We start from the raw sequence: 23,472 nt of genomic DNA, 5'->3' as shown, positions 1-23,472 counted from the left end.
AAATCCATTCATTGCTAAAACTCAGGTAGACATTATTTTTTGTCTATGCGTTTGTCCCCATTTTTCCATGGCATTTAACACCTCATCCAGTGTTTCGCTATAAGGTGTGAGCGCATATTCAACTGTAATAGGTTTGGTATCAAGAACTGTACGACTTACCAATCCATTCATTTCCATTTCCTGTAATTCTTTCGACAATATTCTAGGCGAAATATCCGCCTCTCTCGATAACTCACGAAACCGCCTCTTGCCACGTCTTAATATTGTAAGTAATACGAGTTTCCATTTACCACCTACTACATCTAATGTGTCTCTCATGGCTAGTCTGGCTTTTCTGCAAGCTTCTGGTGTATATTCCATGGTATCCTTTTTGTAATCGCTATTCTTTTTGTAACAGATAACAAAAGTATAGCATTAATTCGAGAAATTTGCATGGTAATTAAACTTTTACAACAATGAAACAAAGAATCATAGAACATATAACTACACCTCAGGGGCATCAGGGTTTCTTAGGTGAAGGGCATACTGCAAAAGCCTTGATTGATGGGAAAGATTTTGCTAATACTGACCCATTCATTTTATTGATGGACGATGCACTGAATCTTCCGGGTGGCAAACCTGTCGGAGGGCCGCACCCACATGCAGGTTTTGAGACAGTAACACTTGTATTACAGGGTGACAACAGAGACTGGCACACAGGAAGCCTCGAATTAATGACTGCCGGCAAGGGTATTATCCACACTGAAGAAATAGCTTCTAAAACCCATATGCATATCCTGCAATTATGGTTGGCTCTGCCTCCTGAAAAAAGATGGATAGAGCCCTCATGGCAACAGATTCTTCTGGAAGATGTGCCTACTCTGAAAACCGACCAGGCTGAGATCAGAATTTATAGTGGAAGTATTCATAACCTGCATTCCCCACTACAAAACCATACTCCTTTTACATTGGTGGATTTCACATTAGGAAAAAACACAGAAACCAGACAGGAAATTCCTGCTGAATACAATGGATTTATCTATGTATTGGAAGGCGAGGTAACAGTAGGAAAAAGCAAAGTCACTCAAGGTCAGGTTGCGTGGTTAGACCGAAGCAATGAAGCAGGGGAAAGTGAGCTCACATTTATAGCAGGCGAACAGGGAACTAGATTTGTGCTATATGCCGGGAAACCGCATAAGGCACCCATCGTCAGTTATGGCCCTTTTATTGCTGATATGAACAAAGATATTATTCGTCTGTATAATGAATACCATGCAGGGCAAATGCCTCATCTGAACAATTTGCCTGAAAGCCGTAAAACATGGCATCGTAAAGTAGAAGCGTTCATTTAAGCCAATATATAATCAGAGTGTCAGGAATGGCACTCTGATTGTTTTTTAAACCTATCTTTAAATTTTCTGGTTTCTTCTTCTCTCTTTCTCAGCTCATCTACTATCAGCCTAAACCACCTGAATTATATATAATAGAAATCGAATTCTATTGTTATTTTTACAGGCTTATATTTATCTGATGACAAAATCGCTGTTTTATTGCTTGCTTCTGTCTGTGTTGCTTTCGTGCAAAGAAAGTTCGCAGGATTATTTATTTGAATCATTGGATGCTTCTCAAACGGGAATAGACTTCATGAATAAGATTGAAGATACGCCCGAAATGAATATTATCAACTACCGTAATTTTTATAACGGAGCCGGAGTAGCCATTGGCGATGTCAACAACGACGGTTTTGCGGATATTTATCTCACAGCCAATCAGGGCGAGAACAAATTGTACCTCAATAAAGGCAAAAAAGAGGGTAGTTCTTTTCAGTTTCAAGACATAACCAAACAGACAGGCGTAGGTGGCACAAAGGCATGGAGCACGGGTGTAACTTTTGCAGATGTAAATGGCGATGGTTTATTAGATATTTACGTTTGTAATTCAGGTGAGTTGCGAAATGATACACGAGGCAATGAACTATTCATCAATCAGGGAGTAGGAAAGAATGGTATTCCTTCGTTTAAGGAAATGGCCGTAGAATACGGAATTTACGATGGGGGATATTCTACACATGCCGCTTTTTTTGACTATGACCGCGATGGTGACCTGGACATGTATCTGTTGAATAATAGCTTCATACAGGTGAATAAATTACAATACCAGAATCTCCGGAATCAGAGAGACCCATTTGGTGGGCATAAATTATTCAGAAACGATAATAATAAGTTTACCGATGTAAGTACAGAAGCAGGTATTTATGGGAGTCTGATTGGTTTTGGCTTAGGTATCACTGTGGGAGATGTGAATAATGATAACTGGTTGGATATTTATATTTCCAATGATTTCTACGAGCGTGATTATCTCTATATCAATCAGAAAAACGGCACTTTTAAAGAGGTAGTAGAGCAATCGATGGGGCATACAAGTCTTAATTCTATGGGTGCTGATATTGGTGATATTAATAACGACGGACAGCCGGATATTTTTGTGACCGATATGTTGCCCAACGATGATTATCGGCTAAAAACTACCTCAAGTTTCGAAACCTACGAATTGGAGCAAATAAAAGTACAAAGAGATTTCTATCATCAATATACCCGCAATACGCTACAACTCAATAATGGAGATAACCATGATGGCATACCCATTTTCAGCGAAGTAGCTGCGCTTTCAGGTATTTATGCGACCGACTGGAGTTGGGGAGCCTTGATTTTTGATATGGATAATGATGGTATGAAAGACATTTTCGTTGCCAATGGCATCGTTCATGACCTCACCGACCAGGATTTTATCAGCTTTTTAGCTGATAAGAACACTGTCCCTCAAATGCTCGACCAGAATGGGAGGCTCAATATTAATAAAATGGTTGAGAAGATGCCTTCTGCACCCATTCCCAATTATGCTTTTAAAAATAAGGGGAATCTGAAATTTGAAAACAAAGCTGCCGACTGGGGCTTAGGTGAACCAGGGTTCTCTAATGGCTCTGCCTATGGAGATTTAGATAATGATGGCGACCTTGATTTGATTGTAAATAACAATAACATGCCACTTTCAGTCTATCGAAATAATGCTACTGAAAAACTTAAAAAGCATTTTTTAAGAATAAACCTGAAAGGGGCAGATAAAAACGCTTTTGGTATCGGGGCTAAAGTATATGTGTATCAACAAGGTAAAAAACAGTTTTTACAATCCATGCCTAATCATGGGTTTCAGTCTTCAAGTGACCATATATTGATTTTTGGTTTAGACAATAATCCGGGTATCGATTCTGTCACAGTTATCTGGCAGAATGATAAAAAACAGACTATCAAAGCTCCAAAAGCAGATACAGAATTGGTATTGGAGCAAAAGAATGCCAATCAAACTTATATCAATAAACCATCTATTACCAACAAGCACTTCATAGACATAAGCACGCAATCAGGCATAAATTTTACCCATGTTGAAAACGGATTTGTTGATTATAACAGAGATGCTACGCTTAAGCAAATGTTTTCAAGAGAAGGTCCTGCCTTAGCAGTAGGTGATGTAAATGGTGACGGTTTAGAAGATGTGTATATAGGTGCAGCCTTAAATTCAGTTGGACAATTGTTTTTGCAAAATGGTGCCGGAAGTTTCCAATCATCTAAACAAAGCGTTTTCGGTGCAAATCCACATGCTGATGAAGTAGCTGCTACTTTCTTTGATGCTGATGGAGATAAAGATTTAGATTTATATATTGCCACTGGTGGAAATGAGTTTCCAAAAGAGAATCCTGCATTGATAGATTATTTATACATCAACGATGGAAAAGGAAATTTCTCTTTAGGTAATTTACCTGCACTATATGAGAATACTTCCTGCATAATAGCCGGAGATTTCGATAAAGATGGCGATCAGGATCTTTTTGCTGGCTCACGGATGGTTAGCGCTGAATATGGTAGAAGCCCTAAGAGTTATATCCTGAGAAACGATGGCAAAGGCAAATTTACTGCCGAAAATTTAGGTGAAATAGGTATGGTAACCGATGCCACGTGGACTGATATTAATAAAGATGGCTGGCAGGATTTAGTACTCGCAGGTGACTGGATGCCTGTAACTATTCTCAAAAATCAGAAAGGAAAAATCTCTAAGCCAATGCCTATACCAGATTCAGCAGGTTGGTGGAATACTATCAAAGTGGCTGATATCGACCATGACGGAGATGAGGATTTGATTGTGGGGAATTTGGGACTTAATTCCAAGTTAACCGCCTCAAAAGACCAACCGGCCATGATTTGCGTGAATGATTTTGATAAAAACGGACTGGTTGAGCAGTTGATTTGCGTCTATAACAATGGCAAATTAGTGCCTCTCATGCAAAAACCAGACTTGCAAAAGGTCATACCCTCTATTAAAGAACGCTTTGTTTATCATAAGGATTATGCCAATAAGTCGGTTGATGAAATATTTACCAGTGAGCAGAAAGAGGGAATGATAGATAAATCGGTAGTTCATCCGCAAACCTCATTCTTTATTAATGATGGTAAAGGAAATTTTAGTATTGTACCGCTCCCTATTGAAGTACAATTCTCCCCAGTATATGGCATAGAAACCTGCGATTACGACCACGATAACCAATTGGATATTATTCTGACCGGAAATTTCTTTGATGTACTACCTGAAATCGGGCGATATGACAGTAATCATGGCATAGTTCTACACGGAAAAGGTCAGGGAAAATTTGAAGTACTGAAACCACAGGATACAGGCTTTTTCAGTACCGGACAGGTACGCCAAATGAAAATAGTAAAGGGAGCTAAGAAAAATATGTTAATTTTGGCAAAAAATAACGATAAGGTTCAAGTAATCGGATTCTGAGGAATATCTTACCTCCCCTGAAATTAACACATGAGCGTAGTAAAAAAATTAGCAAGTGATACAGCTCTTTATGGTATCAGTAGCATTGTTGGCAGATTTCTGAATTGGCTTTTAGTAGCAATACATACCCGTGTTTTTCCTGAACAAAATTTACTGGCCGATAATAATCAATTATACATTTTTGCTGTATTACTAAACATCATCTATACCTATGGTATGGAAACGGCCTTCTTCCGGTATGCCAGCAAAAAAGAAAACCGGGAGGAGTACTTTAACCTGATTTTATCCTATATTATTGTTACGAGTATTATTTTCTCGATCATCATTTATTTCATGGCAACCCCGATTATTAATGCCATGAAATTCCCGGGCAAAGAAAGGCTTGTAGTTTGGTTTGCTATCATTCTCGCTACCGATGCTGTGGCTGCTATCGCCTTTGTTAAACTGAGAGCTGAAAATCGTGCTAAAAAATTTGTTGCCATTCGTCTCATCAACATTTTTATCAATATCGGTCTGAATGTCTTTTATCTAATGTTCTGCAAATACATTCATGAAGGCGTTATGTTACCTGACTGGAAACCTTTTGCAGACTACTTCTATAATCCTAAAATTGGTCCTGATTATATTGTTTGGGCAAATTTCATTGCTAGTCTGATTACATTACTAATACTCTGGCGAGAATTTATTGATTTCAGATTCTCCTTTGACCTCAAGAAGTTTAAACCTGTTCTTATCTATGCTTATCCTCTCTTAATTATGGGTTTAGCAGGGGCAACCAATCAGTTAGCCGATCGGATTATGTTCAGGACTGTTTTACCCGAGGGCTTTTATCCCGGTTTCACCACCGATGCGGCTTTTAGTATTTATGCCAATGTCTATAAGCTATCCATTTTTATGCTTCTGGTCGTGCAAGCCTACCGCTATGCTGCCGACCCGTTTTTTTTCTCAAAGGCCGAAGATAAAAACTCACCGAGTATGATAGCTTTGGCTACCAAATGGTTTACCATAGCCTGCATTCTTATCTGGGTAGGTGTAAGTTTGAATATAGATTTAATTAGCCTGATATTAGGTAAGAATTACCGATTTGGTCTTGAAGTGGTACCTATTCTGTTATTAGCTAATTTGTTTATTGGTGTTTATCAGAATATGTCTATCTGGTTTAAATTGAGTGACAGGACCCATTTTGGTACTATCCTGACTTTTATAGGCATGTTCATTACGGTTGTTTTAAACATGATTCTCATCCCTCAGATGGGCTACATCGGTTGTGCGCTTACCTTTGCTATCTCCTCATTTGTGATGATGGTTCTATGTTATTGGTTTGGACAGAAGTATTATCCAGTTCCCTACGAAATTAATAGAATTGTTATTTATCTGATTGGGGCAGGTATTCTGATTTTTGCCTCATGGCAAATCAAAATAGAAAATCCCTATTATGCCATTCCTTTTCATTTAGTGTTAAGTTTCTTGTTCTTATTTATCATTGTCTTTGTAGAGCGCAAGAGTCTGGGGTTAAGTAAATTTTTTCGCGTTTAGTAATATCTTGCGTGTCACGCTTATACTCGTCCGAATAAGAGCGTGGCACGCTTATTTTTCGACAAGTTTAATTATAGTAAGATCAATCAAAGAACGCATGAAAACAATAAGTATCATAGGCTGTGGATGGTTAGGATTACCATTGGGAAGATATCTTTCCGAAAAAAACTATCTGGTAAAAGGTAGTACTACACATGAGGAAAAACTAGAAACTTTGCAGGGAAATGGGATTGAGCCCTATCTTCTTAAACTTAATCCACAGCTAGAATGTGAATATGTGGATAACTTTCTTGATAGCAACGTTTTAATCATCAATATTCCTCCAAAAATAAGCATACAGAAGACTGATGCACATGTTGAGCAGATAGCTAATTTGCTAAAGGTTGTGGAAAACTCTCCAATCAGAAAGATTATTTATATCAGTTCTACCTCTGTTTATCCGGAATTGAATCGTGAAGTAGTAGAAGAAGATGTTTTAACGCCCGAAACATCGGCTAGCCCAACTATGGTAAAGGCCGAAAATCTACTCAAAAGCTTTTCCACAGAAGTAACTATTCTACGCTCAGCAGGACTAATGGGATATGACCGTATCCCTGCTAAATATTTTGCAGGTTGGAAAGGCTTGACTACCGGAGACATTCCGGTGAATTATATTCACAGAGATGATGTAATCCGAATCATTGAAACCGTTATTGAGAAAGAAATCTGGGGTGATACATTCAACATTGTTTCTCCCATACACCCCATTAGAAAAGAAATTTATACCCAAAATTGCGAGGAATTAGGCTTTGAAATGCCTGAGTTTGTAGAAGCACCTACTCCGCATCCCTATAAGATTATCAATGGAGATAAATGGTTGGACAAATCAGGTTATCATTTTCTTTTCAAGAATCCCTTAGATTATTTCTATCAGTTGCCCGAATAAACACGCATCAATAGTTAGTTATACCATTATTTTTCAGGATATTTCGGGCATTGATATTCCCTTTCTTAGCCGATTTAATGTACCATTGCTTGGCAGTTTCAATATCATTCCGATTAGCATAGTTGATACCGATATTATACTCAAAATCACCGGTTGAGTCTCTTACTGTCGCTCTTCTCCAATATTCTATGGCATTATCATCCTGTTTTAAATCTACATAGGTAACACCCAGGTTTTTATAGGCAGGGCCATATTGCGGTGCTTTCTCTATCAACTCCTTTAATTCCTTAATTTCCTGTTCATAGTTTCCTTGCTTCCGATACGAAAAAGCATGATTCAGATAAGCATCCCAATAGTCGGGCTTAATAGCCATCGATTTCTTAAATGCCTGCCTGGCTGCCTCATATTCTTCGCTACCTATCAGCGATAATCCGTAAGCTGTCCAGTACTCAGCATTTTCAGGTTCGTTTTCAAGCGTAATTTTATAATAATAATTAGCATTCTTATAGTCACCCATCCGGTAATAAACCGTGGCAAAAAGCCAGTTAGTACGGTTAGATTTCGGTAAGTACTGAGCCGCTTTCTGGAAATACTTTAAGGCCGTAGCATTGTCTCCCTCATCTAAGAACATGGAACCAATCGTACGGCACACATCTGCATTCTTAAAACCGCCATCATCTGCCCGTTTGAGATATTCTTTAGCGATTGGAAATTCTTTATTATTTAAATAATACCATCCTATATTACTCAATATCATTGCATCATTCGGGAAAGCCTTGTCAGCATCTGTAAAAAGCACTAATTCGTTTTTCCACTTGCCTGTCTGCACAAAGGTCATTCCACATAATACCAGTGCCACAATGAAGAAGCCTGCCAGAATACCTTTTGATGAAGCATAGATTTTATTTACCAATAATCCTATCAGGAATAATGGGCCAATAGATGATAAATAATAATAGCGGTCGGCAACCAAGGCACTCCCCACAGGTAATATCTGCAAAACAGTAGAAATAGCAATCAGAAAAAAAGCACCTGCCCACCAGATTCGTTTATCTTTTCTTCCGAACCAGATAATAGCCCCAATTAATAGCAATGCACCTAAAAGAGCCAGAGAATAAATAGCTGGGATACTTCCGGTAGCTTTATTAGGGTAAGGATAAAACGGATAGAGATTATAGGGCAGAATGGTTTTCATCCAATAAAAACAAAAAGCATAAGCTGTTAACAAAATCCGCTCGCCTGTACTATAGGCGCTTCCTATTACACTTGAGGCATCTGCACCTGCATCTTTTTGTGCATGTGTAGCCAGATAGGCAAATATAAGTGTGATAATAAAATAAGGAATCTTATTAATCAGTATCTTAAAGCCCAGAGGCTTTTTCAGAAAACAATAGTCTGTAATAATCAGGAGAGCAGGTAATACAACCGCCATACCTTTTGATAAACAGGAGGCAATGAATAAGAGGATTGAAACGCCGTAGAAAACTTTATTATTTGTTTCATCAAAACGGATATAATACCATATGGAAAGCAATAAGAAAAAAGTATACAATACATCCTTCCGTTCTGCTGCCCACGCCACCGACTCGACATGCAATGGGTGAATGGCAAATAAAACAGCCGTAACAAAGGATACCAGAAAATTAGCATTCAGCCGTTGGATAACCCTAAATACCAACCAGCTATTCAAGATGTGTAGAATCAGATTATCTAAATGATACAACCAGGTCTTTTCTCCAACCAAAGCATATTCAATCGCCAGACTCAAAACCGTAAGCGGGTGATAATTTCCAACTACATATTCAGTAAAAATGGCTTTTATATCAAAGTTTTTAACCAAATCATTGATAGTAATATAGGGCTTATCATCCCATACAAAACTGTTTTGCCAGATAGGAAAATAGCTGATGAATACCAAAACACTCAGAATGGCAGGAATCCATTTTTCATCAATCGAAAAATTTTTGTCTGGGGCGTGTGTTTCTATCACTTTAGAGGCCGTAGATGTTTGCGTTGCCTCCTTTTTAAGGCCTTGTTTAGGTTGAGACTTATGTTTTGCCATTTGGTAGATTGGTCGGGTTTACAAAAATATTCCAATTATCTTGCCAAAGCAATACTTCATACTTTTATGTGGTACATTTTCCGCTCATACGCTTCTGCTTGTGAATATCCCCTAAAATAGGTAGATTGCTTGAGAACATAAAACATATTACCAAGGTCGAAGGTTGTTATTTTGTTATTACCAAATAATTTAAAGAACTTTGATGAGTCTTTGGCAGGAATGTTGCCCGATATTAAGCAATATTCGGGGCGTTTGGGCGTTAAACTACCTACAATTAGTTGATGAATGAAAGTATCAAAAATCATATTATGGGCATTTCTCTGGCTTCCTGTATTAGGTATAGCACAGAAAAATAAGAAAGCCGACGATGGCACTATTTCTGAAAAAGAACTTCAGGCTGAAGCAATCTTTACCGACGGCATGAAGTACTTTATTGCTGAAACTTACGATAAGGCCATTACGCACTTCAAAAAAGCTGCTGAAATGAATCCTGCCAGTTCGGGGACGAACTTTATGATTGCGAAATCTTTTCTGGCATCCAACGATATTGCCAACGCTACGCTGTATAGCGAGAAAGCCGCAAAAATTGATGATGATAATAAATTCTACAAGAAGTTTTTAGGCGATTTATATATCAAACAGAAACGCTACAAAGAAGCTGCGCAGATTTACGAAAAGCTCTCCGATAAATATCCAACCGATGTTGATAATTACCTCGATTTATCGAATGCCTATATTATGCAGGAGAAATATTCTGATGCGGTAGAGGTATATAATAAAATAGAGAAAACAATTGGTATGAGCGAAGAAATTACCCATCAGAAACAATTGATTTACCTGAAACAAAATAAGCTCGAAAAAGCCATTGAAGAGGGCGATAAACTGATTGCCTCAGAACCTACTGAACCCGAATATGTTGTACAACAAGCACAGATTCTGATTTCGAACCAACGCTACGATCAGGCTTTAAAAATGTTGGAAAACTCGCTGAAACGTAATCCGGACTTTGCAGAGGCCCATGTGTTATTAGCAGAAATCTATCGTAAAAAAGGTGATTTAGAAAAATGCAGCCAGGAATTACAAGTTGCCTTTACTAACAAAAATCTTTCATCAGATGTAAAATTCAAGATTCTATCAAGCTATATGCTGATGATGAAAGATGATAAGGGAGATAAGACCTTAGATAATCTGATTGGCTTGACAAGAGAGTTAATTAAACAAGCACCGTTAGATGCGAAAGCCCATGTAGTATTGGGAGATTTATTGATGAAAAAAGGCGATATGCTAGGCGCTCGTAACAGTTACATCAAATCGACCCAGTTTGATAAATCGGTTTTTGAAGTATGGCTAGCTATAGTTGAAATTGATTCAAAACTCAACAATACCGATAGTCTTGCCAAGCATTCAGAAGAAGCCATTGAGTATTTCCCGAATCAGGCTTTTTTCTGGTACCATAATGGTGTAGCAAATTTTGCTAAAAAAGATTTCGAGAAAGCCATTTCGTCTTTAGAAGAAGCAAGAAACTTATCTCAGGATAATAAGGAGTTAACCAAATTTGTCAATGGTTTGTTAGGCGATGCCTACAATGAAGCCAAACAATTCAGCAAGTCTGATGATGCCTACGAAGCAGTTTTGAAAATTGATCCGAACGATGAGCACGTGTTGAACAACTATGCTTATTATTTATCATTGAGAAAAGATAAGTTGAGCCGCGCTTTGGAATTATCAGCAAAGCTTACCGAAAAACATGCGAACAACCCAACTTTTCTGGATACACATGCATGGGTATTGTATACCATGAAAGATTATCAGAAATCACGTGAGGTGTTAGAACGTGCTGTTAAGCAAGGTAGTGGTGTAAGCGGTACAATCATAGAACACTATGGAGATGTTTTATATCAATTAGGCGAAAAAGACAAAGCCATTGAACAATGGAAAAAAGCCCGCCAGATGGGAGAAAACAGCATTAATATAGATAAGAAAATACAATCCGGACAGTTAATCGAATAGACTCACCTTACTTAAACTGTTGAAACATTTGCCCTGAAAAGATTTTTATTCCGATAATTGCACCGGAGTAGAGCAGTCTAAGCAAATCTTTAAAACTTCCACAAATATGTCAAGCCGTTATATTATTCTGACTTGCTCTTGTCTGATAGTTCTATTCACGACTTCCTGCAAGCGTCAGAGAATTCATAAAACTGAAACTAAAGATTCTACCAATGTAGCGGTAACACAACCTGATATACCTGCTAAAATTGATACACCGGTTACCAGCCCAGACCCCATTCTTAAGGTAGATATAACACCTGCTGAAATAGATTTTAAGTTTTTGAAAATAAAATCAAAAGTTGATTATTCGTCCGGATCAGATAGCCAGTCGTTTCCTGTAACGGCACATATTGAAAAAGACAATAAAATCTGGTTATCGATTGCGGTAGGTTTAGAGGTAGCCAGAGGACTTATCACAAAAGATTCAATTATTTTCCTCGACCGACTTCATCGTACTTATTATAAATACGATTTTGCTACCCTGAGCCGACAATTCAATTTTAATCTTAACTATGACCTTGTGCAATCTATCTTAATAGGCAATATGCCTATCAAAAAACGTGAGAGCGATGAGATTACTAAACAAGAAGGCAGTTTCGTAATCAGACAAAAAGAGAATAGTATACAAATTGAGAATATTATTGCAGAGCCTAATTTAAAGCTCCGGAAGCTAACAGCAGCTGATACAACTGGCAGTAGCAAAATGCAGATTGACTACGATAATTTTCTATCGATTAATAATTTTTTGTTTCCACAAGCCATTATTGCTAAGATTGATGCAGCAAAAGATAATAAAACTAACCAGACTTTAATAAATTTGCAGCATAATAGAATTGAGTTTCTTGACGAAAGCCCCGGATTCTCGTTCAGTATTCCTAAAGGGTATTCGCCAAAATAGCCTTGGCTAAGAGCATGTTTAAATATTGTTTTTCTGACCGCGCGGCCGCCGAAAAGCATAGATTTTTGAGTCAGGCAAGCGGACGCCGCGCGGGCATATTTTTTCAATGTAGCCATCGGACCGCCGAAGCGGCAGCTACATTGAAAAAATATAACGCAGCATGACTTAAAAAGATAGCTTTGTAGGTCGAAATATAATTTTTAAACATGCTCTAGTCCTAAACCAACGCCTGATGTCTTTAAAAAGTCTAACATATTTTTTTCTTACCTGCTTTCTTTTTGGCTTACTGATTAATCAACAAGCGTTTGCTCAACGCACCCGAAAATCGCGTTCTCAACTAGAAAATGAGAAAAAAAGAAATCTGGAAAAGATTGCCGAAACTACAAGGGCTTTAGAAAGCGCTACAGCCAAAAAAGAAGTTACGGTTGGTAATATCAAGGCTATTAAAGAGCAAATATCTTCCAGAGAAGAGCAAATCGGCCTGATGGAACAGGATATGGAACTGATTGATGTGGAGATGCAGGATATTGTTAGCGCCAAAGAAAATCTTGAAGATAAACTGATTAAACTAAAAGAAGAATATGCCGCCATGCTTTATTCTGCTTCAAAGTACAGTGGTAAACTCAATAAACTCAGCTTTTTATTTTCTTCTTCTTCTTTCAACGAATTGTTGATGCGGTATAAATATCTGCAACAATATACCGAAAACCGTAAAGCGCAGGTAACCCAAATGAATAAAGTAGCGGCACTGCTATATGAAAGACAAACCAATCTGGAGGGAAAACGCACTGCTAAAAATCGTTTGATTACGGCTAAGGTAGTAGAAACGAAAAATCTTGAACAACTCAAAACCAAACAGACTGAAATGGTAGGCGAGTTGTCAAAAAAAGAGACTGATTTAAGAAAAGAAATTGAAGCTACGAAACGCTCGGTTACCAAATTAGATAATCTGATTGCCAATGTAGTAGCCAGAGAAATTGCCAAAAAGAATAAAGAAAGAGAAAGAAAACAGGATAAAGAAGCCAAATTAGCCAAAACAAACCCGACCCGAAAGAGAAGCAACAAACCTATTATGGATCTGGATATGGAAGAAACCACTTTGGGGCGTTCGTTTGGTGCTTCCCGTGCACGCTTACCCTGGCCTGTGCAAAGAGGTTTTATATCTGACCGATTTGGCGTAAAAGAACATCCTGTTCTGCATGGAGTATTAATCAATAACAACGGCATAGATATTCAGACGCCCTCTAATGCCACCGTGAGGTCGGTATATGATGGTATCGTAAAAGATATAACTGAGATTCCGGGTTTGGGTAGAGTAGTGGCCGTACAACATGGTGATTACTTTACAGTTTATGCCAATCTTAATCAGGTATTTGCCTCGGTCGGGCAAAAAATCAGCGCCAAAGAAACCATTGGTACAGCCGGAGTATCTGGTGGAGCAACAGAAATTAATTTCCAGATATGGCATAATACCGAAAGGCTGAACCCCGAAAACTGGTTGGTACCAAGGTAAAAAAATAAGCTTCTTTACTTTGCTTCAAGAACTAAAAGAACAGAGAAACGTTATAGTAGAATCTGTTAAAAATTAATCACTAATTCAGTAAATCGCTAATTCACTAATTTCTTCCATGTCTACTCATTCTGAAATAAAACGCATTACTACCCATACCTTGCAGGAGATGAAACGCAAAGGCGATAAGATAGCCTGTCTTACCTCTTACGATTACTCAATGGCCAAAATTGTTGATGGTGGAGGGGTAGAACTCATTTTGGTAGGTGATTCGGCATCGAATGTAATGGCGGGTCATGAAACTACTTTGCCGATTACTGTCGATAATATGATATACCATGCGCAGGCGGTGGTCAAGGCTGTGAAAAGGGCTTTAGTAGTAGTAGATTTACCTTTTGGTTCGTATCAGGGTAATTCATCAGAAGCACTGCGTTCAGCCATCAGAATCATGAAAGAATCAGGAGGACACGCAGTTAAATTAGAGGGTGGCATTGAAGTAAAAGAATCAATTGTGAGAATTTTAAGCGCAGGTATTCCTGTGATGGGACACCTGGGGCTTACACCACAATCTATCTATAAATTTGGTACTTATGCCGTAAGAGCCAAAGAAGAGGAAGAAGCAGAGCAATTGATAGCCAATGCCAAAATGCTTGACGAAGTCGGTTGCTTTGGTGTAGTATTAGAAAAGATTCCAGCTGATTTAGCAAAAAAAGTTACCGAAAGCATCAGTATTCCAACAGTAGGTATCGGTGCTGGTCCTCATTGCGATGGACAGATTTTAGTGGTACATGATATGTTGGGTATTAACAAAGAGTTTTCTCCTCGTTTCTTACGCAGATATGCCGATTTGCATACGATTATGACAGAGGCAGTTAAGAATTATACTAAGGATGTGAAATCTTCTGATTTCCCTAATGAAAAAGAGTCTTATTAGCTAACTGTGGCGCGAACGTCCCGTTCGCGCCACAGTTATAAGAGTGCCTCGTACAAAATCTCAGCCGGATGCTTTGCTACACGCCCCGTTCCATCTTTTATCTGATGGCGACAGCTTGTACCTGGGGCAGCAATAATTACCTCCTTCGATTGTTTTCTAACTGTCGGAAATAATACCAACTCACCGATTTTCATAGAAACATCATAATGTTCGGCTTCATAGCCAAAAGAGCCAGCCATACCACAACAGCCTGATGGAATCAGATGCACTTCGTAATTGGCAGGTAATGATAAGCTTTTCTTACTTGGTGTGAGAGAGGATAAAGCTTTCTGGTGACAATGTCCGTGTAGTTTTATCAACCGTTTTTCAGTAGAGAATGCTTCTTTCTTAATATTTCCTCTATCTATTTCGCGGGCAAACCATTCTTCAAAAATAAAGGTATTATGAGCGATCTGCTGGGCTGCTTCTCTGAAATTTTCCGGTACTAATTCCAGATATTCATCTTTAAGCGTCAGAATAGCTGATGGTTCTATGCCAATGATTGGTATCTCCTCTTTCACCAAATCTTTCAAGGCATTTACATTCTGAATAGCAATCTTTTGGGCTTCCCTAATCATGCCTTTTGACAGGTACGTTCTCCCACTTTCTACATGTTTCGGAATCAATACTTGATAACCTAATTTCTGTAAAAGCAAAATCAGTTTTTTGCCGACCTCAACATCATTGAAATCTGTAAACTCATCACAAAACAGGTAGACCTTTTTAGTTGAATTAAAGTCTTTTACCTCTTTGGCATTTTTATACCAATTTCTTAAAGTGTGGCTGTGTAACAAGGGCATTGTACGATCTGGGTGAAACCCAACAATCCGATTAGCTATGCGGCGGGTAAAGTCCGTTTTAAAAATAAAGTTATACCCCCAGGGAAGTATACTTGCCAAACGCATCTGCTTAGTAAAAGTACCTATCAGTTTAGAGCGGAAAGAAATACCATGTTCATCATAATAGTGCTGCAAGAACTCACCTTTCATTTTTGCCATATCTACGCTAGAAGGACATTCTGATTTACATGCTTTGCAGGATAGACACAAATCCAGAATCTCTTTCGTTTCTTCCATTCCGGCTGCTTTTGTCTCAGAGTTATCCGTCAGGTATTGCCGTAAAATATTGGCTCTTGCCCTGGTAGTATCTCTCTCACTTCGGGTAGCCATATAGCTTGGGCACATGGTTCCACCCGTTATCTCGGTTTTCCGGCAGTCACCTGAGCCACTACATTTTTCGGCTAAACGTAAAAAACTCTCCTGTTTAGAGAAATCAAAGACAGTCTTTTGAACAGGAATATTCTTATCAGCTTCGTAACGCAGAAATTCGTTCATCGGTGGTGTATCTACAATTTTGCCTTTATTGAAGATACCATTTGCATCAAAAATCTGCTTTACCTGTCTGAATAGATTATAGTTCTTCTCTCCCATCATAAACGGGATAAACTCACCTCTCAACCGCCCATCCCCATGTTCCCCTGAAAGCGAACCACCGTATTTTTTAACCAATGCTGCTGTTTCTGCCAGAATTGTACGGAATAATGTTCTGCCCTCTGATGTTTTAAGATTTACCATCGGCTCTACATGCAATTCTCCTGCGCCTGCATGTGCATACATGGAATATTGAACACCATGATTTTTGAGTAGTACTTCTAACTCAGCAATATAAGCCGGTAAGTCTTCCAGGTCAACGGCGCAGTCCTCTATCAGATTAACGGGTTGCGTATCACCGGGTAAGTTTCTTAATAAGCCTAATCCCCCTTTGCGTACCTCCCATGCTTTTTTGGCATCATCCTGTAGTAAAATCGGATAAGCATATCCTAAGTTATTATCTTTCAATTCCGCTATTAGCCTTTCAGCTTTTTCTCTCAAGTCTGCTTCCGTTTCAGCAAAAAACTCTACCATCAATATCGCCTTAGGGCCACCCTCAATAAAGAACCGATTTTTCGATTGCTCAATATTGGTTTTGGTAAACTCCATGATAAAATCATCTACTAATTCCGAAGCCGAGCATTCATGTTTCAAGGCAATCAGATTTGCCATTAATGCTTCGTGTAAGCTGACTGTATGCACTGCTACCATTCCTACTTCGGTGGGTGGTAAGTCTATCAGTTTCAATTTAGCTTCTGTGACAAAGCATAAAGTCCCCTCCGACCCTGCTATCAGGCTACTCAGGTTGAAAGGGTTCCCGGTTTTTATTTGCCACATTTCCTCAACTACATCAAGGGCATAACCAGTATTCCGGCGGGTAATTGCCTTTTTAGGAAATCCGGTTCTGATTGCTTCCTGATTTTCTGAATTATCAATTAAAGCAATTAACTCTCTGTAAATCTCTCCCTCCTTATTCTTTAATTGGCTTTTCTTATTCAATTCCTCAGCAGTAATAGCTCCAAAAACTGCTTCACTTCCATCTGATAATAAGGTTTTCACTTCCAGCAGATTATCTCTTGTCGTTCCCCAGATAATAGAATGTAAGCCACATGAATTATTCCCAATCATTCCTCCAATCATCGCACGGCTAGACGTTGAAGTCTCCGGCCCAAACATTAATCCATAGGGCTTCAGATTGGCATTCAAATCATCACGAATCACTCCGGGCTGCACTCGTACCCACTTCTCCTCCCGATTGACTTCTAAAATATTGGTAAAATTTTTAGATATATCTACTACCAATCCTTTTCCCACAACTTGTCCAGCCAGTGATGTACCGGCGGCACGAGGTATTAAAGTAAGTTGATTACTATTAGCAAAATGGATTAACTGACGAATATCCTGAACACTTTTTGGTAAGGCTACAGCAATAGGTTTTTCCTGATACACAGAGGCATCGGTGGCATAAACCGTTCTGATGGCCTCGTCAACAATGGTATCTCTAAAGTATAATTCTCCCTCAAAATCTTTCAGCAATGACTCAAACATGGGGTTCTGTTTTTTTAGGGTTCAAATTTGAGGAAGAAAAGGCAGATTTGCTACGTATCTAAAAAGAAAAGAATTAAATAAACTTTAAAATTTCGCCGTTCACCACATTACATGGACATTTATTAACAATATTCCCCTAATTTTGTTGTTATTAAACTGTCATAAAAGCGTAAATTTGCAGCCTTAAAAATAGAAATACTTCACAATCAGCCATTTAAAGATTGACAAAATGGCAGGTTTAATGGATTTGGAGAGGTATTTGACAGGTAAAGTTTCATATCAATAAGAAATTAAGAACAAGATATACAGATGCTGAATTTTTTAACCAAGGGAATCACACAGATTTTCGGAACAAAGTCTGATAAGGATAATAAGGAGTTACAACCTTATGTAGGACTGACAAATGAAGAATTTGCCAAATTGAAGAGTCTTTCCCATGATGAGTTTCGTGCTAAGACCACCAAGTTACAAAACTATATTGCGCAGAAACTTTCACATATCGACGACCAGATTAATCAATTGAAAGAAAACATCGACAATAATCCTGATATGGAGGTTGATGAAAAAGAAGCTTCTTTCAGAAAAATTGATGAACTGAAACTGGATAGAAACAAAGAACTGGAAGTAGTTCTTTTAGAGATTCTGCCAAAAGCGTTTGCGATTGTAAAAGAAACGGCTCGCCGTTTTACTGAAAATGCAGAAATCACTGTTACTGCTACACATCTCGACCGTGAGTTGGCCATGAAAAAAGGCCATATCAGAATAGAGGGTGATAAGGCTATCTGGCAAAACCAGTGGTTAGCCGCCGGAAATATAATAACCTGGAACATGGTGCACTACGATGTACAGATTATTGGTGGCGCTGCCCTGCATAAAGGTAAAATTGCCGAAATGGCAACCGGAGAAGGTAAAACCTTAGTGGCAACTTTCCCGGCATTTTTGAATGCGTTAGCAGGTAAGGGTGTACATATCGTAACGGTGAACGACTACCTGGCTCGTCGTGACTCGGAGTGGATGGGACCGATTTTTGAGTTCAATGGTATCACCTGCGATTGTATTGATAAACATCCGGCCAACTCATCTGCTCGTAGAGCTGCTTATGCGGCTGGTATCACTTATGGTACAAATAACGAATTTGGTTTCGATTACCTACGTGATAACATGGTAAACGACCCGGAAGAGTTGGTACAACGCGAACACCACTACGCAATGGTCGATGAGGTTGACTCCGTATTAGTGGATGATGCCCGTACACCATTGATTATCAGTGGGCCAATGTCACGCACAGGTGATGAAGAACTATTCTTATCATTGAAACCACGTATCCAACGTATTGTAGAAGCGCAGAAAACTTTGACTAATAGTTACCTCAATGAAGCTAAAAAGCTGATTGCGGCAGGTAATAAAAAAGAGGGTGGTTTAGCTTTATTCCGTGCGTTCCGTGGTTTGCCTAAAAACAAGCCTTTGATTAAGTATTTGTCTGAACAAGGGATGAGACAAATCTTACACGAAACAGAAGCAACTTATCTGGCTGAAAACCAGAAATTAATGCCTGAGGCAGACGCTCCATTGTATTTTACTATTGATGAAAAAAATAACTCAATCGAGTTAACAGATAAAGGTCTTGATTTTATTACCGGAGAAGGCGAAGACCACAATTTCTTCTTAATGCCTGATTTAGGTGTTGATTTAGCTGCTATCGAAAAATCAGATTTGCCGGAGCAGGATAAAATCATCAAAAAAGATGAAGTCATTCGTGATTATTCTTTGAAAGCCGAGCGTATCCACTCTGTTAATCAGTTATTAAAGGCTTATACCTTATTCGAAAAAGATGTTGAGTATGTAGTGTTGGATAACAAAGTAATGATTGTGGATGAGCAGACAGGTCGTATCATGGATGGCCGTCGTTGGTCGGATGGTTTACACCAGGCTGTTGAAGCTAAGGAGAACGTAAAAGTAGAAGATTCGACGCAAACTTATGCGACTATTACCTTGCAGAACTACTTCCGTATGTACCACAAACTGGCAGGTATGACGGGTACTGCCGAAACAGAAGCAGGGGAGTTCTGGAAGATTTATAAACTGGATGTGGTTAGTATCCCTACCAACAGAGCAATTATCCGTAAAGACGAAGAAGATAAGGTTTACAAAACTGTTCGTGAAAAATACAATGCTGTAGTAGATGAAATCGTGCAATTGGTAAGCATTGGTCGCCCGGTACTGGTAGGTACAACTTCTGTTGAAAACTCAGAGATTCTGAGCAGAATGCTTACCCTTCGTAAGATTCCACACCAGGTATTGAATGCGAAGCAACATGCCCGTGAGGCCGATATCGTAGCAGAAGCCGGAAAACCGGGTACGGTTACGATTGCCACCAACATGGCTGGTCGTGGTACTGACATCAAGCTAACTCCTGAAAGTAAAACCGCCGGTGGACTGGCTATTATCGGTACAGAGCGCCACGATTCTCGTCGTGTTGACCGCCAGTTGAGAGGTCGTGCCGGTCGTCAGGGAGACCCCGGTACTTCACAATTTTTCGTATCATTAGAAGACCAGTTGATGCGTTTATTCGGTTCTGACCGTATTGCAAAAGTAATGGACAGAATGGGTATGGAAGAGGGAGAAGTGATTCAGCACTCTATGATTACCAACTCTATTGAACGAGCACAGAAAAAAGTAGAAGAGAATAACTTTGGTACTCGTAAGCGTTTGATTGAGTACGACGACGTAATGAATATCCAACGTGATACGATTTACAAACGTCGTAGAAATGCCCTTTTTGGAGATAGATTATCATTGGATATTGCGAATATTCTGTATGATACCTGTAGTGATATTGTGATGAATGCAGAGGGGAATTATGATGAATTTGAACTACGCAGCATTCAGAAATTAAGTATTAAACCTGAGATTGAACGCCATGAGTTTTCGAAAGGAAATACTAAATTAATAGACAGACTTTATCAGCAGGCTGAAAGAACCTATAAGGCAAAGAATGATCATATCCGTAAAACAATGGTACCTGTTTTATCTGATGTGCTAAAAGACCGCCGTGCGTTGGTAGATGAGCCGTTTGTAGCCATTATTGGTGATGGTACGCAAAACATTGGTTTGTACTGCAATCTGAAAGATGCCGTAGAAAGCGATGGCAGAGAGTTAATCAAAGAAATAGAGAAACATATTTCGTTAACAGTTATTGACCAGGAATGGAAAGAACACCTACGCGATATGGACGACTTGAAACAATCGGTACAGAATGCTTCTTATGAGCAGAAGGATCCATTGTTAATCTATAAATTCGAGGCAGTAGAGTTGTTTAAAAACTTCCTGAATAAGGTAAATGCTGATACAGTTAGCTTCCTGATGAAAGCGAATGTTGTAGAATTAAGGTTCCAGCAACTAGCGCCTCCGAGAGAAGAAAAACCGAAATTACAAACCAATAAGGCAGAAGAAGACGGTGGTATCGGAAGCTCTGATTCAGGCTCACGCCCTATTACTCCGGCGCGTACTCAGAAAATTGCTGACAGAAATCAACGTGTAAGCGTACAATACAAAGATGGTACTGTGAAACGCGAAGTAAAATACAAACATGTGGAAGAAGACGTAATCAGCGGAAAAGCTGTATTGGTTGATTAAGGTAATACAAACTAAAAATCTTAAGTAGATGAGAATTGTATGTATTTTTCTTGCTTTATCATTTTTTGGGCAAGAATTATTCGGACAAATTTCAAGACCAACAAAATCTCAACTACTTAATATTTTCAAATCAAGTATTGGAGAAGAGAATAGAAATAAAAGAGCAATTACTACTACAGGTTCTGTTTCTTGGTTAATATGTAATAAAGATAGTTCTTTCTATAAATCTGATACTCTCTATTTGTATGGTGACAATTATGGCGATGCTAGTAATTACTATATTCAGATAAAAGATTGTTGTAATGTTATAGGCTTGGTTTTCTATAGAAAAGCCGCATTTGCTCAAGTGGAACAAGAGTTGTGCCGTTCAAGATCAAAAGTAGTAACTAACAAAGATTTTTATACAGTTGCCATATCTGACGAAAACAATCAAACGATTATGAAAGTACTTCGGAATAAGCAACTCATTGACACATTTAATGTTATAGCATTTGAAGAGATTTCTCTTTTAAAAGAAGAACGATCAAATAAAAGGTTGACATTAGTAAGACAAAAAATTTAGACTTATTATAAAGCCTAAGGCAAAAAAACAAGAGAAGTCGCTAAGTTTTAGCGGCTTCTTTTGCTTTGTATTTTTATAAATTGTATTCGTAGAGACGATATGTTGGCGTCTTCTGTGGCCTATGAGCACTATTTACGGTCTATTATTTTTATCCCTAAAATACCATTTATTGGATCAGATATGCTTGTGGAGACGCCAGCATGTCGTCTCTACGAAAAAAACGCACTAAATCAGAAGAAAATTTGTATAACTTTATACAGATTACAGCAAATGAAAGCTTGGCCAAAAATTCAAAGGTTCAACCAATATGCCCTATATTAAACACTATGATTCTCCTCTTGGAGCATTAGAACTTATCGCTACAGATACACACTTAACCCATGTGCTCTTTCGGGAAGCACAGAAAAAACCCAGCAGACAATTACAGGAAACGCCTGAAAATTCAACGGTTATTGATGAATGTATCAGGCAGTTTGATGCGTATTTTAAAGGAGAATTAAAAGACTTTGATTTACCCCTATTACCAGAGGGAACTGAATTTCAAAAATTAGTTTGGGAAAGCCTGAAAGGTATTCCTTATGGGAAAACCATCTCATACTTACAATTATCACGCATTATTGGCAACGAAAAAGCCATTAGAGCAGTAGGCGTTGCTAACGGCAATAATCCTTTAACCATCATTCTCCCATGCCATAGAGTAATAGGCTCTGACAAAAGCCTGGTTGGCTACGGAGGAGATTTATGGCGAAAAGAATGGCTTTTACGTCACGAAGGCAGTTTGCCGAAAGAAGAACAATTGAGTTTATTTTAATCAAACCAAGCAGTAGAGAAAGCAAAAGCTAAAAAAATAGCAGTAAAACGCTGAACCCTTTACTGCTACCTTATTATAATAGATTCTCAAAATCTATTTATTATTCATACTTACCACTTTTTTGTTATCAAATGGCATCAGTACAGAATCAACTACGTGTGCTACACCATTACTATGATACACATCTTTAGAGGTAACTGTGGCAGTCATACCATTTTCATCGGTTACTATCAGGTTACTTCCACTCATTGAGAATTTCAATGTTCCACCCTGCATAGTTTTTACTGAAAGGGTACCACCATTTCCATTTATACCTGCCATAATATCGTTCGAATCCCATTTACCATCTATTACATGGTACTTTAAAACCTTTGTTAAGGTTGATTTAGAGGGTGTAGCACCCATCTTCATAAAAGCATCGTTAGTAGGAGCAAAAACTGTGAATGGTCCAGGTCCTTGTAGCGTAGTTACTAGTCCGGCAGACTTTAGTAATGCAACAAGTTTAGTGTGTTCTTTTGAGCTCATAATGTTTGCAACAACATTTTTATTAGAACTCATTTCAGAGCCACCAACCATGACTTTTCTCTCTCCTGATCCTGTTTCTTGTGCAAATGTCCCCAGTGAAATCAAAGCAGACACTAATAATAATGAGATAGTTTTCATGCTTTTGTTAGTTTTTGTGAATACAATATTTGTGAGCCAATTATGCTCATTAATAATAGTAAAGAAACTGTTCCAGCATCAGAAAGAGGAGTTTTAAACTAAAATACAGAT

General features: G+C 38.5%; 15 protein-coding genes. 11 read left to right on the top strand and 4 right to left on the bottom strand.

What is annotated here, in order from left to right:
- Positions 1 to 21: 21 nt before the first annotated feature.
- Positions 22 to 360: a helix-turn-helix domain-containing protein gene (locus tag D0T08_RS05905; protein ID WP_116981683.1), complete on the bottom strand. Its 339-nt coding sequence runs from the start codon at positions 358 to 360 to the stop codon at positions 22 to 24.
- 95 nt (positions 361 to 455) lie between these two features.
- Here D0T08_RS05905 and D0T08_RS05900 point away from each other — a divergent pair, with 95 nt between their 5' ends.
- The 4 genes from D0T08_RS05900 to D0T08_RS05885 all read left to right on the top strand — a co-directional run bounded on the left by D0T08_RS05900 (position 456) and on the right by D0T08_RS05885 (position 7,276).
- Complete coding sequence (locus D0T08_RS05900; protein WP_116981682.1) at positions 456 to 1,331, top strand: pirin family protein; 876 nt, start codon at positions 456 to 458, stop codon at positions 1,329 to 1,331.
- A 178-nt stretch (positions 1,332 to 1,509) separates the two neighbouring features.
- Complete coding sequence (locus tag D0T08_RS05895; RefSeq protein ID WP_116981681.1) at positions 1,510 to 4,815, top strand: VCBS repeat-containing protein; 3,306 nt, start codon at positions 1,510 to 1,512, stop codon at positions 4,813 to 4,815.
- A 30-nt stretch (positions 4,816 to 4,845) separates the two neighbouring features.
- Positions 4,846 to 6,351 (top strand): polysaccharide biosynthesis C-terminal domain-containing protein, encoded by a 1,506-nt coding sequence (locus tag D0T08_RS05890; protein WP_116981680.1) that lies wholly within the window; start codon positions 4,846 to 4,848, stop codon positions 6,349 to 6,351.
- Positions 6,352 to 6,448: 97 nt separating this feature from the next.
- Positions 6,449 to 7,276 carry an SDR family NAD(P)-dependent oxidoreductase gene (locus tag D0T08_RS05885; RefSeq protein ID WP_116981679.1) on the top strand — a complete coding sequence of 276 codons (828 nt, stop codon included), beginning with the start codon at positions 6,449 to 6,451 and terminating at the stop codon, positions 7,274 to 7,276.
- 7 nt (positions 7,277 to 7,283) lie between these two features.
- Here the strand turns inward: D0T08_RS05885 and D0T08_RS05880 are convergent, their stop codons facing one another.
- The gene (locus D0T08_RS05880; protein ID WP_116981678.1) at positions 7,284 to 9,338 is read right to left on the bottom strand and encodes a tetratricopeptide repeat protein; all 2,055 of its coding nucleotides are present in this window, start codon (positions 9,336 to 9,338) and stop codon (positions 7,284 to 7,286) included.
- 285 nt (positions 9,339 to 9,623) lie between these two features.
- On the opposite strand from D0T08_RS05880, the gene D0T08_RS05875 reads away from it, so the two are divergent.
- The 4 genes from D0T08_RS05875 to panB all read left to right on the top strand — a co-directional run bounded on the left by D0T08_RS05875 (position 9,624) and on the right by panB (position 14,732).
- Positions 9,624 to 11,348 carry a tetratricopeptide repeat protein gene (locus D0T08_RS05875; RefSeq protein WP_116981677.1) on the top strand — a complete coding sequence of 575 codons (1,725 nt, stop codon included), beginning with the start codon at positions 9,624 to 9,626 and terminating at the stop codon, positions 11,346 to 11,348.
- Between the two features lie 106 nt (positions 11,349 to 11,454).
- Entirely contained in the window at positions 11,455 to 12,288 is an 834-nt protein-coding gene (locus D0T08_RS05870) for a DUF4292 domain-containing protein (protein WP_116981676.1), read from the top strand.
- Between the two features lie 232 nt (positions 12,289 to 12,520).
- On the top strand, positions 12,521 to 13,801 hold the full coding sequence (locus tag D0T08_RS05865; protein WP_116981675.1) for a murein hydrolase activator EnvC: 1,281 nt from the start codon (positions 12,521 to 12,523) through the stop codon (positions 13,799 to 13,801).
- Positions 13,802 to 13,916: 115 nt separating this feature from the next.
- On the top strand, positions 13,917 to 14,732 hold the full coding sequence (gene panB, locus D0T08_RS05860) for a 3-methyl-2-oxobutanoate hydroxymethyltransferase (RefSeq protein WP_116981674.1): 816 nt from the start codon (positions 13,917 to 13,919) through the stop codon (positions 14,730 to 14,732).
- Positions 14,733 to 14,767: 35 nt separating this feature from the next.
- Here panB and D0T08_RS05855 read toward each other — a convergent pair whose 3' ends face one another.
- Positions 14,768 to 17,689, bottom strand: a complete 2,922-nt coding sequence (locus tag D0T08_RS05855) for an FAD-binding and (Fe-S)-binding domain-containing protein (protein ID WP_116981673.1) — start codon at positions 17,687 to 17,689, stop codon at positions 14,768 to 14,770.
- 309 nt (positions 17,690 to 17,998) lie between these two features.
- Between D0T08_RS05855 and secA the strand changes: the two genes are divergently transcribed.
- From secA to D0T08_RS05835, 3 genes are all read left to right on the top strand, one after another.
- Positions 17,999 to 21,325, top strand: a complete 3,327-nt coding sequence (gene secA, locus D0T08_RS05850; protein WP_116981672.1) for a preprotein translocase subunit SecA — start codon at positions 17,999 to 18,001, stop codon at positions 21,323 to 21,325.
- Positions 21,326 to 21,353: 28 nt separating this feature from the next.
- Positions 21,354 to 21,887, top strand: coding sequence for a hypothetical protein (locus tag D0T08_RS05845; protein ID WP_116981671.1), 534 nt, complete (start codon positions 21,354 to 21,356; stop codon positions 21,885 to 21,887).
- 307 nt (positions 21,888 to 22,194) lie between these two features.
- Positions 22,195 to 22,698 (top strand): methylated-DNA--[protein]-cysteine S-methyltransferase, encoded by a 504-nt coding sequence (locus tag D0T08_RS05835; protein ID WP_116981669.1) that lies wholly within the window; start codon positions 22,195 to 22,197, stop codon positions 22,696 to 22,698.
- Positions 22,699 to 22,791: 93 nt separating this feature from the next.
- On the opposite strand, the gene D0T08_RS05830 is transcribed toward D0T08_RS05835, so the two are convergent.
- Positions 22,792 to 23,361, bottom strand: coding sequence for a fasciclin domain-containing protein (locus tag D0T08_RS05830; RefSeq protein WP_116981668.1), 570 nt, complete (start codon positions 23,359 to 23,361; stop codon positions 22,792 to 22,794).
- Positions 23,362 to 23,472: the final 111 nt, after the last annotated feature.

The organism is Emticicia sp. C21 (assembly GCF_003418935.1).
Taxonomy (GTDB): Bacteria; Bacteroidota; Bacteroidia; order Cytophagales; family Spirosomataceae; genus Emticicia.
Note: the sequence above shows the minus strand (reverse complement) of the source record. Positions and strands in the feature narration are given on the sequence as shown.

What these genes read in the sequence shown, in the direction of transcription:
- D0T08_RS05905 (WP_116981683.1), bottom strand. Translation starts at nt 360, where the DNA reads ATGGAATATACACCAGAAGCTTGCAGAAAAGCCAGACTAGCCATGAGA.
- D0T08_RS05900 (WP_116981682.1), top strand. Translation starts at nt 456, where the DNA reads ATGAAACAAAGAATCATAGAACATATAACTACACCTCAGGGGCATCAG.
- D0T08_RS05895 (WP_116981681.1), top strand. Translation starts at nt 1,510, where the DNA reads ATGACAAAATCGCTGTTTTATTGCTTGCTTCTGTCTGTGTTGCTTTCG.
- D0T08_RS05890 (WP_116981680.1), top strand. Translation starts at nt 4,846, where the DNA reads ATGAGCGTAGTAAAAAAATTAGCAAGTGATACAGCTCTTTATGGTATC.
- D0T08_RS05885 (WP_116981679.1), top strand. Translation starts at nt 6,449, where the DNA reads ATGAAAACAATAAGTATCATAGGCTGTGGATGGTTAGGATTACCATTG.
- D0T08_RS05880 (WP_116981678.1), bottom strand. Translation starts at nt 9,338, where the DNA reads ATGGCAAAACATAAGTCTCAACCTAAACAAGGCCTTAAAAAGGAGGCA.
- D0T08_RS05875 (WP_116981677.1), top strand. Translation starts at nt 9,624, where the DNA reads ATGAAAGTATCAAAAATCATATTATGGGCATTTCTCTGGCTTCCTGTA.
- D0T08_RS05870 (WP_116981676.1), top strand. Translation starts at nt 11,455, where the DNA reads ATGTCAAGCCGTTATATTATTCTGACTTGCTCTTGTCTGATAGTTCTA.
- D0T08_RS05865 (WP_116981675.1), top strand. Translation starts at nt 12,521, where the DNA reads ATGTCTTTAAAAAGTCTAACATATTTTTTTCTTACCTGCTTTCTTTTT.
- panB (WP_116981674.1), top strand. Translation starts at nt 13,917, where the DNA reads ATGTCTACTCATTCTGAAATAAAACGCATTACTACCCATACCTTGCAG.
- D0T08_RS05855 (WP_116981673.1), bottom strand. Translation starts at nt 17,689, where the DNA reads ATGTTTGAGTCATTGCTGAAAGATTTTGAGGGAGAATTATACTTTAGA.
- secA (WP_116981672.1), top strand. Translation starts at nt 17,999, where the DNA reads ATGCTGAATTTTTTAACCAAGGGAATCACACAGATTTTCGGAACAAAG.
- D0T08_RS05845 (WP_116981671.1), top strand. Translation starts at nt 21,354, where the DNA reads ATGAGAATTGTATGTATTTTTCTTGCTTTATCATTTTTTGGGCAAGAA.
- D0T08_RS05835 (WP_116981669.1), top strand. Translation starts at nt 22,195, where the DNA reads ATGCCCTATATTAAACACTATGATTCTCCTCTTGGAGCATTAGAACTT.
- D0T08_RS05830 (WP_116981668.1), bottom strand. Translation starts at nt 23,361, where the DNA reads ATGAAAACTATCTCATTATTATTAGTGTCTGCTTTGATTTCACTGGGG.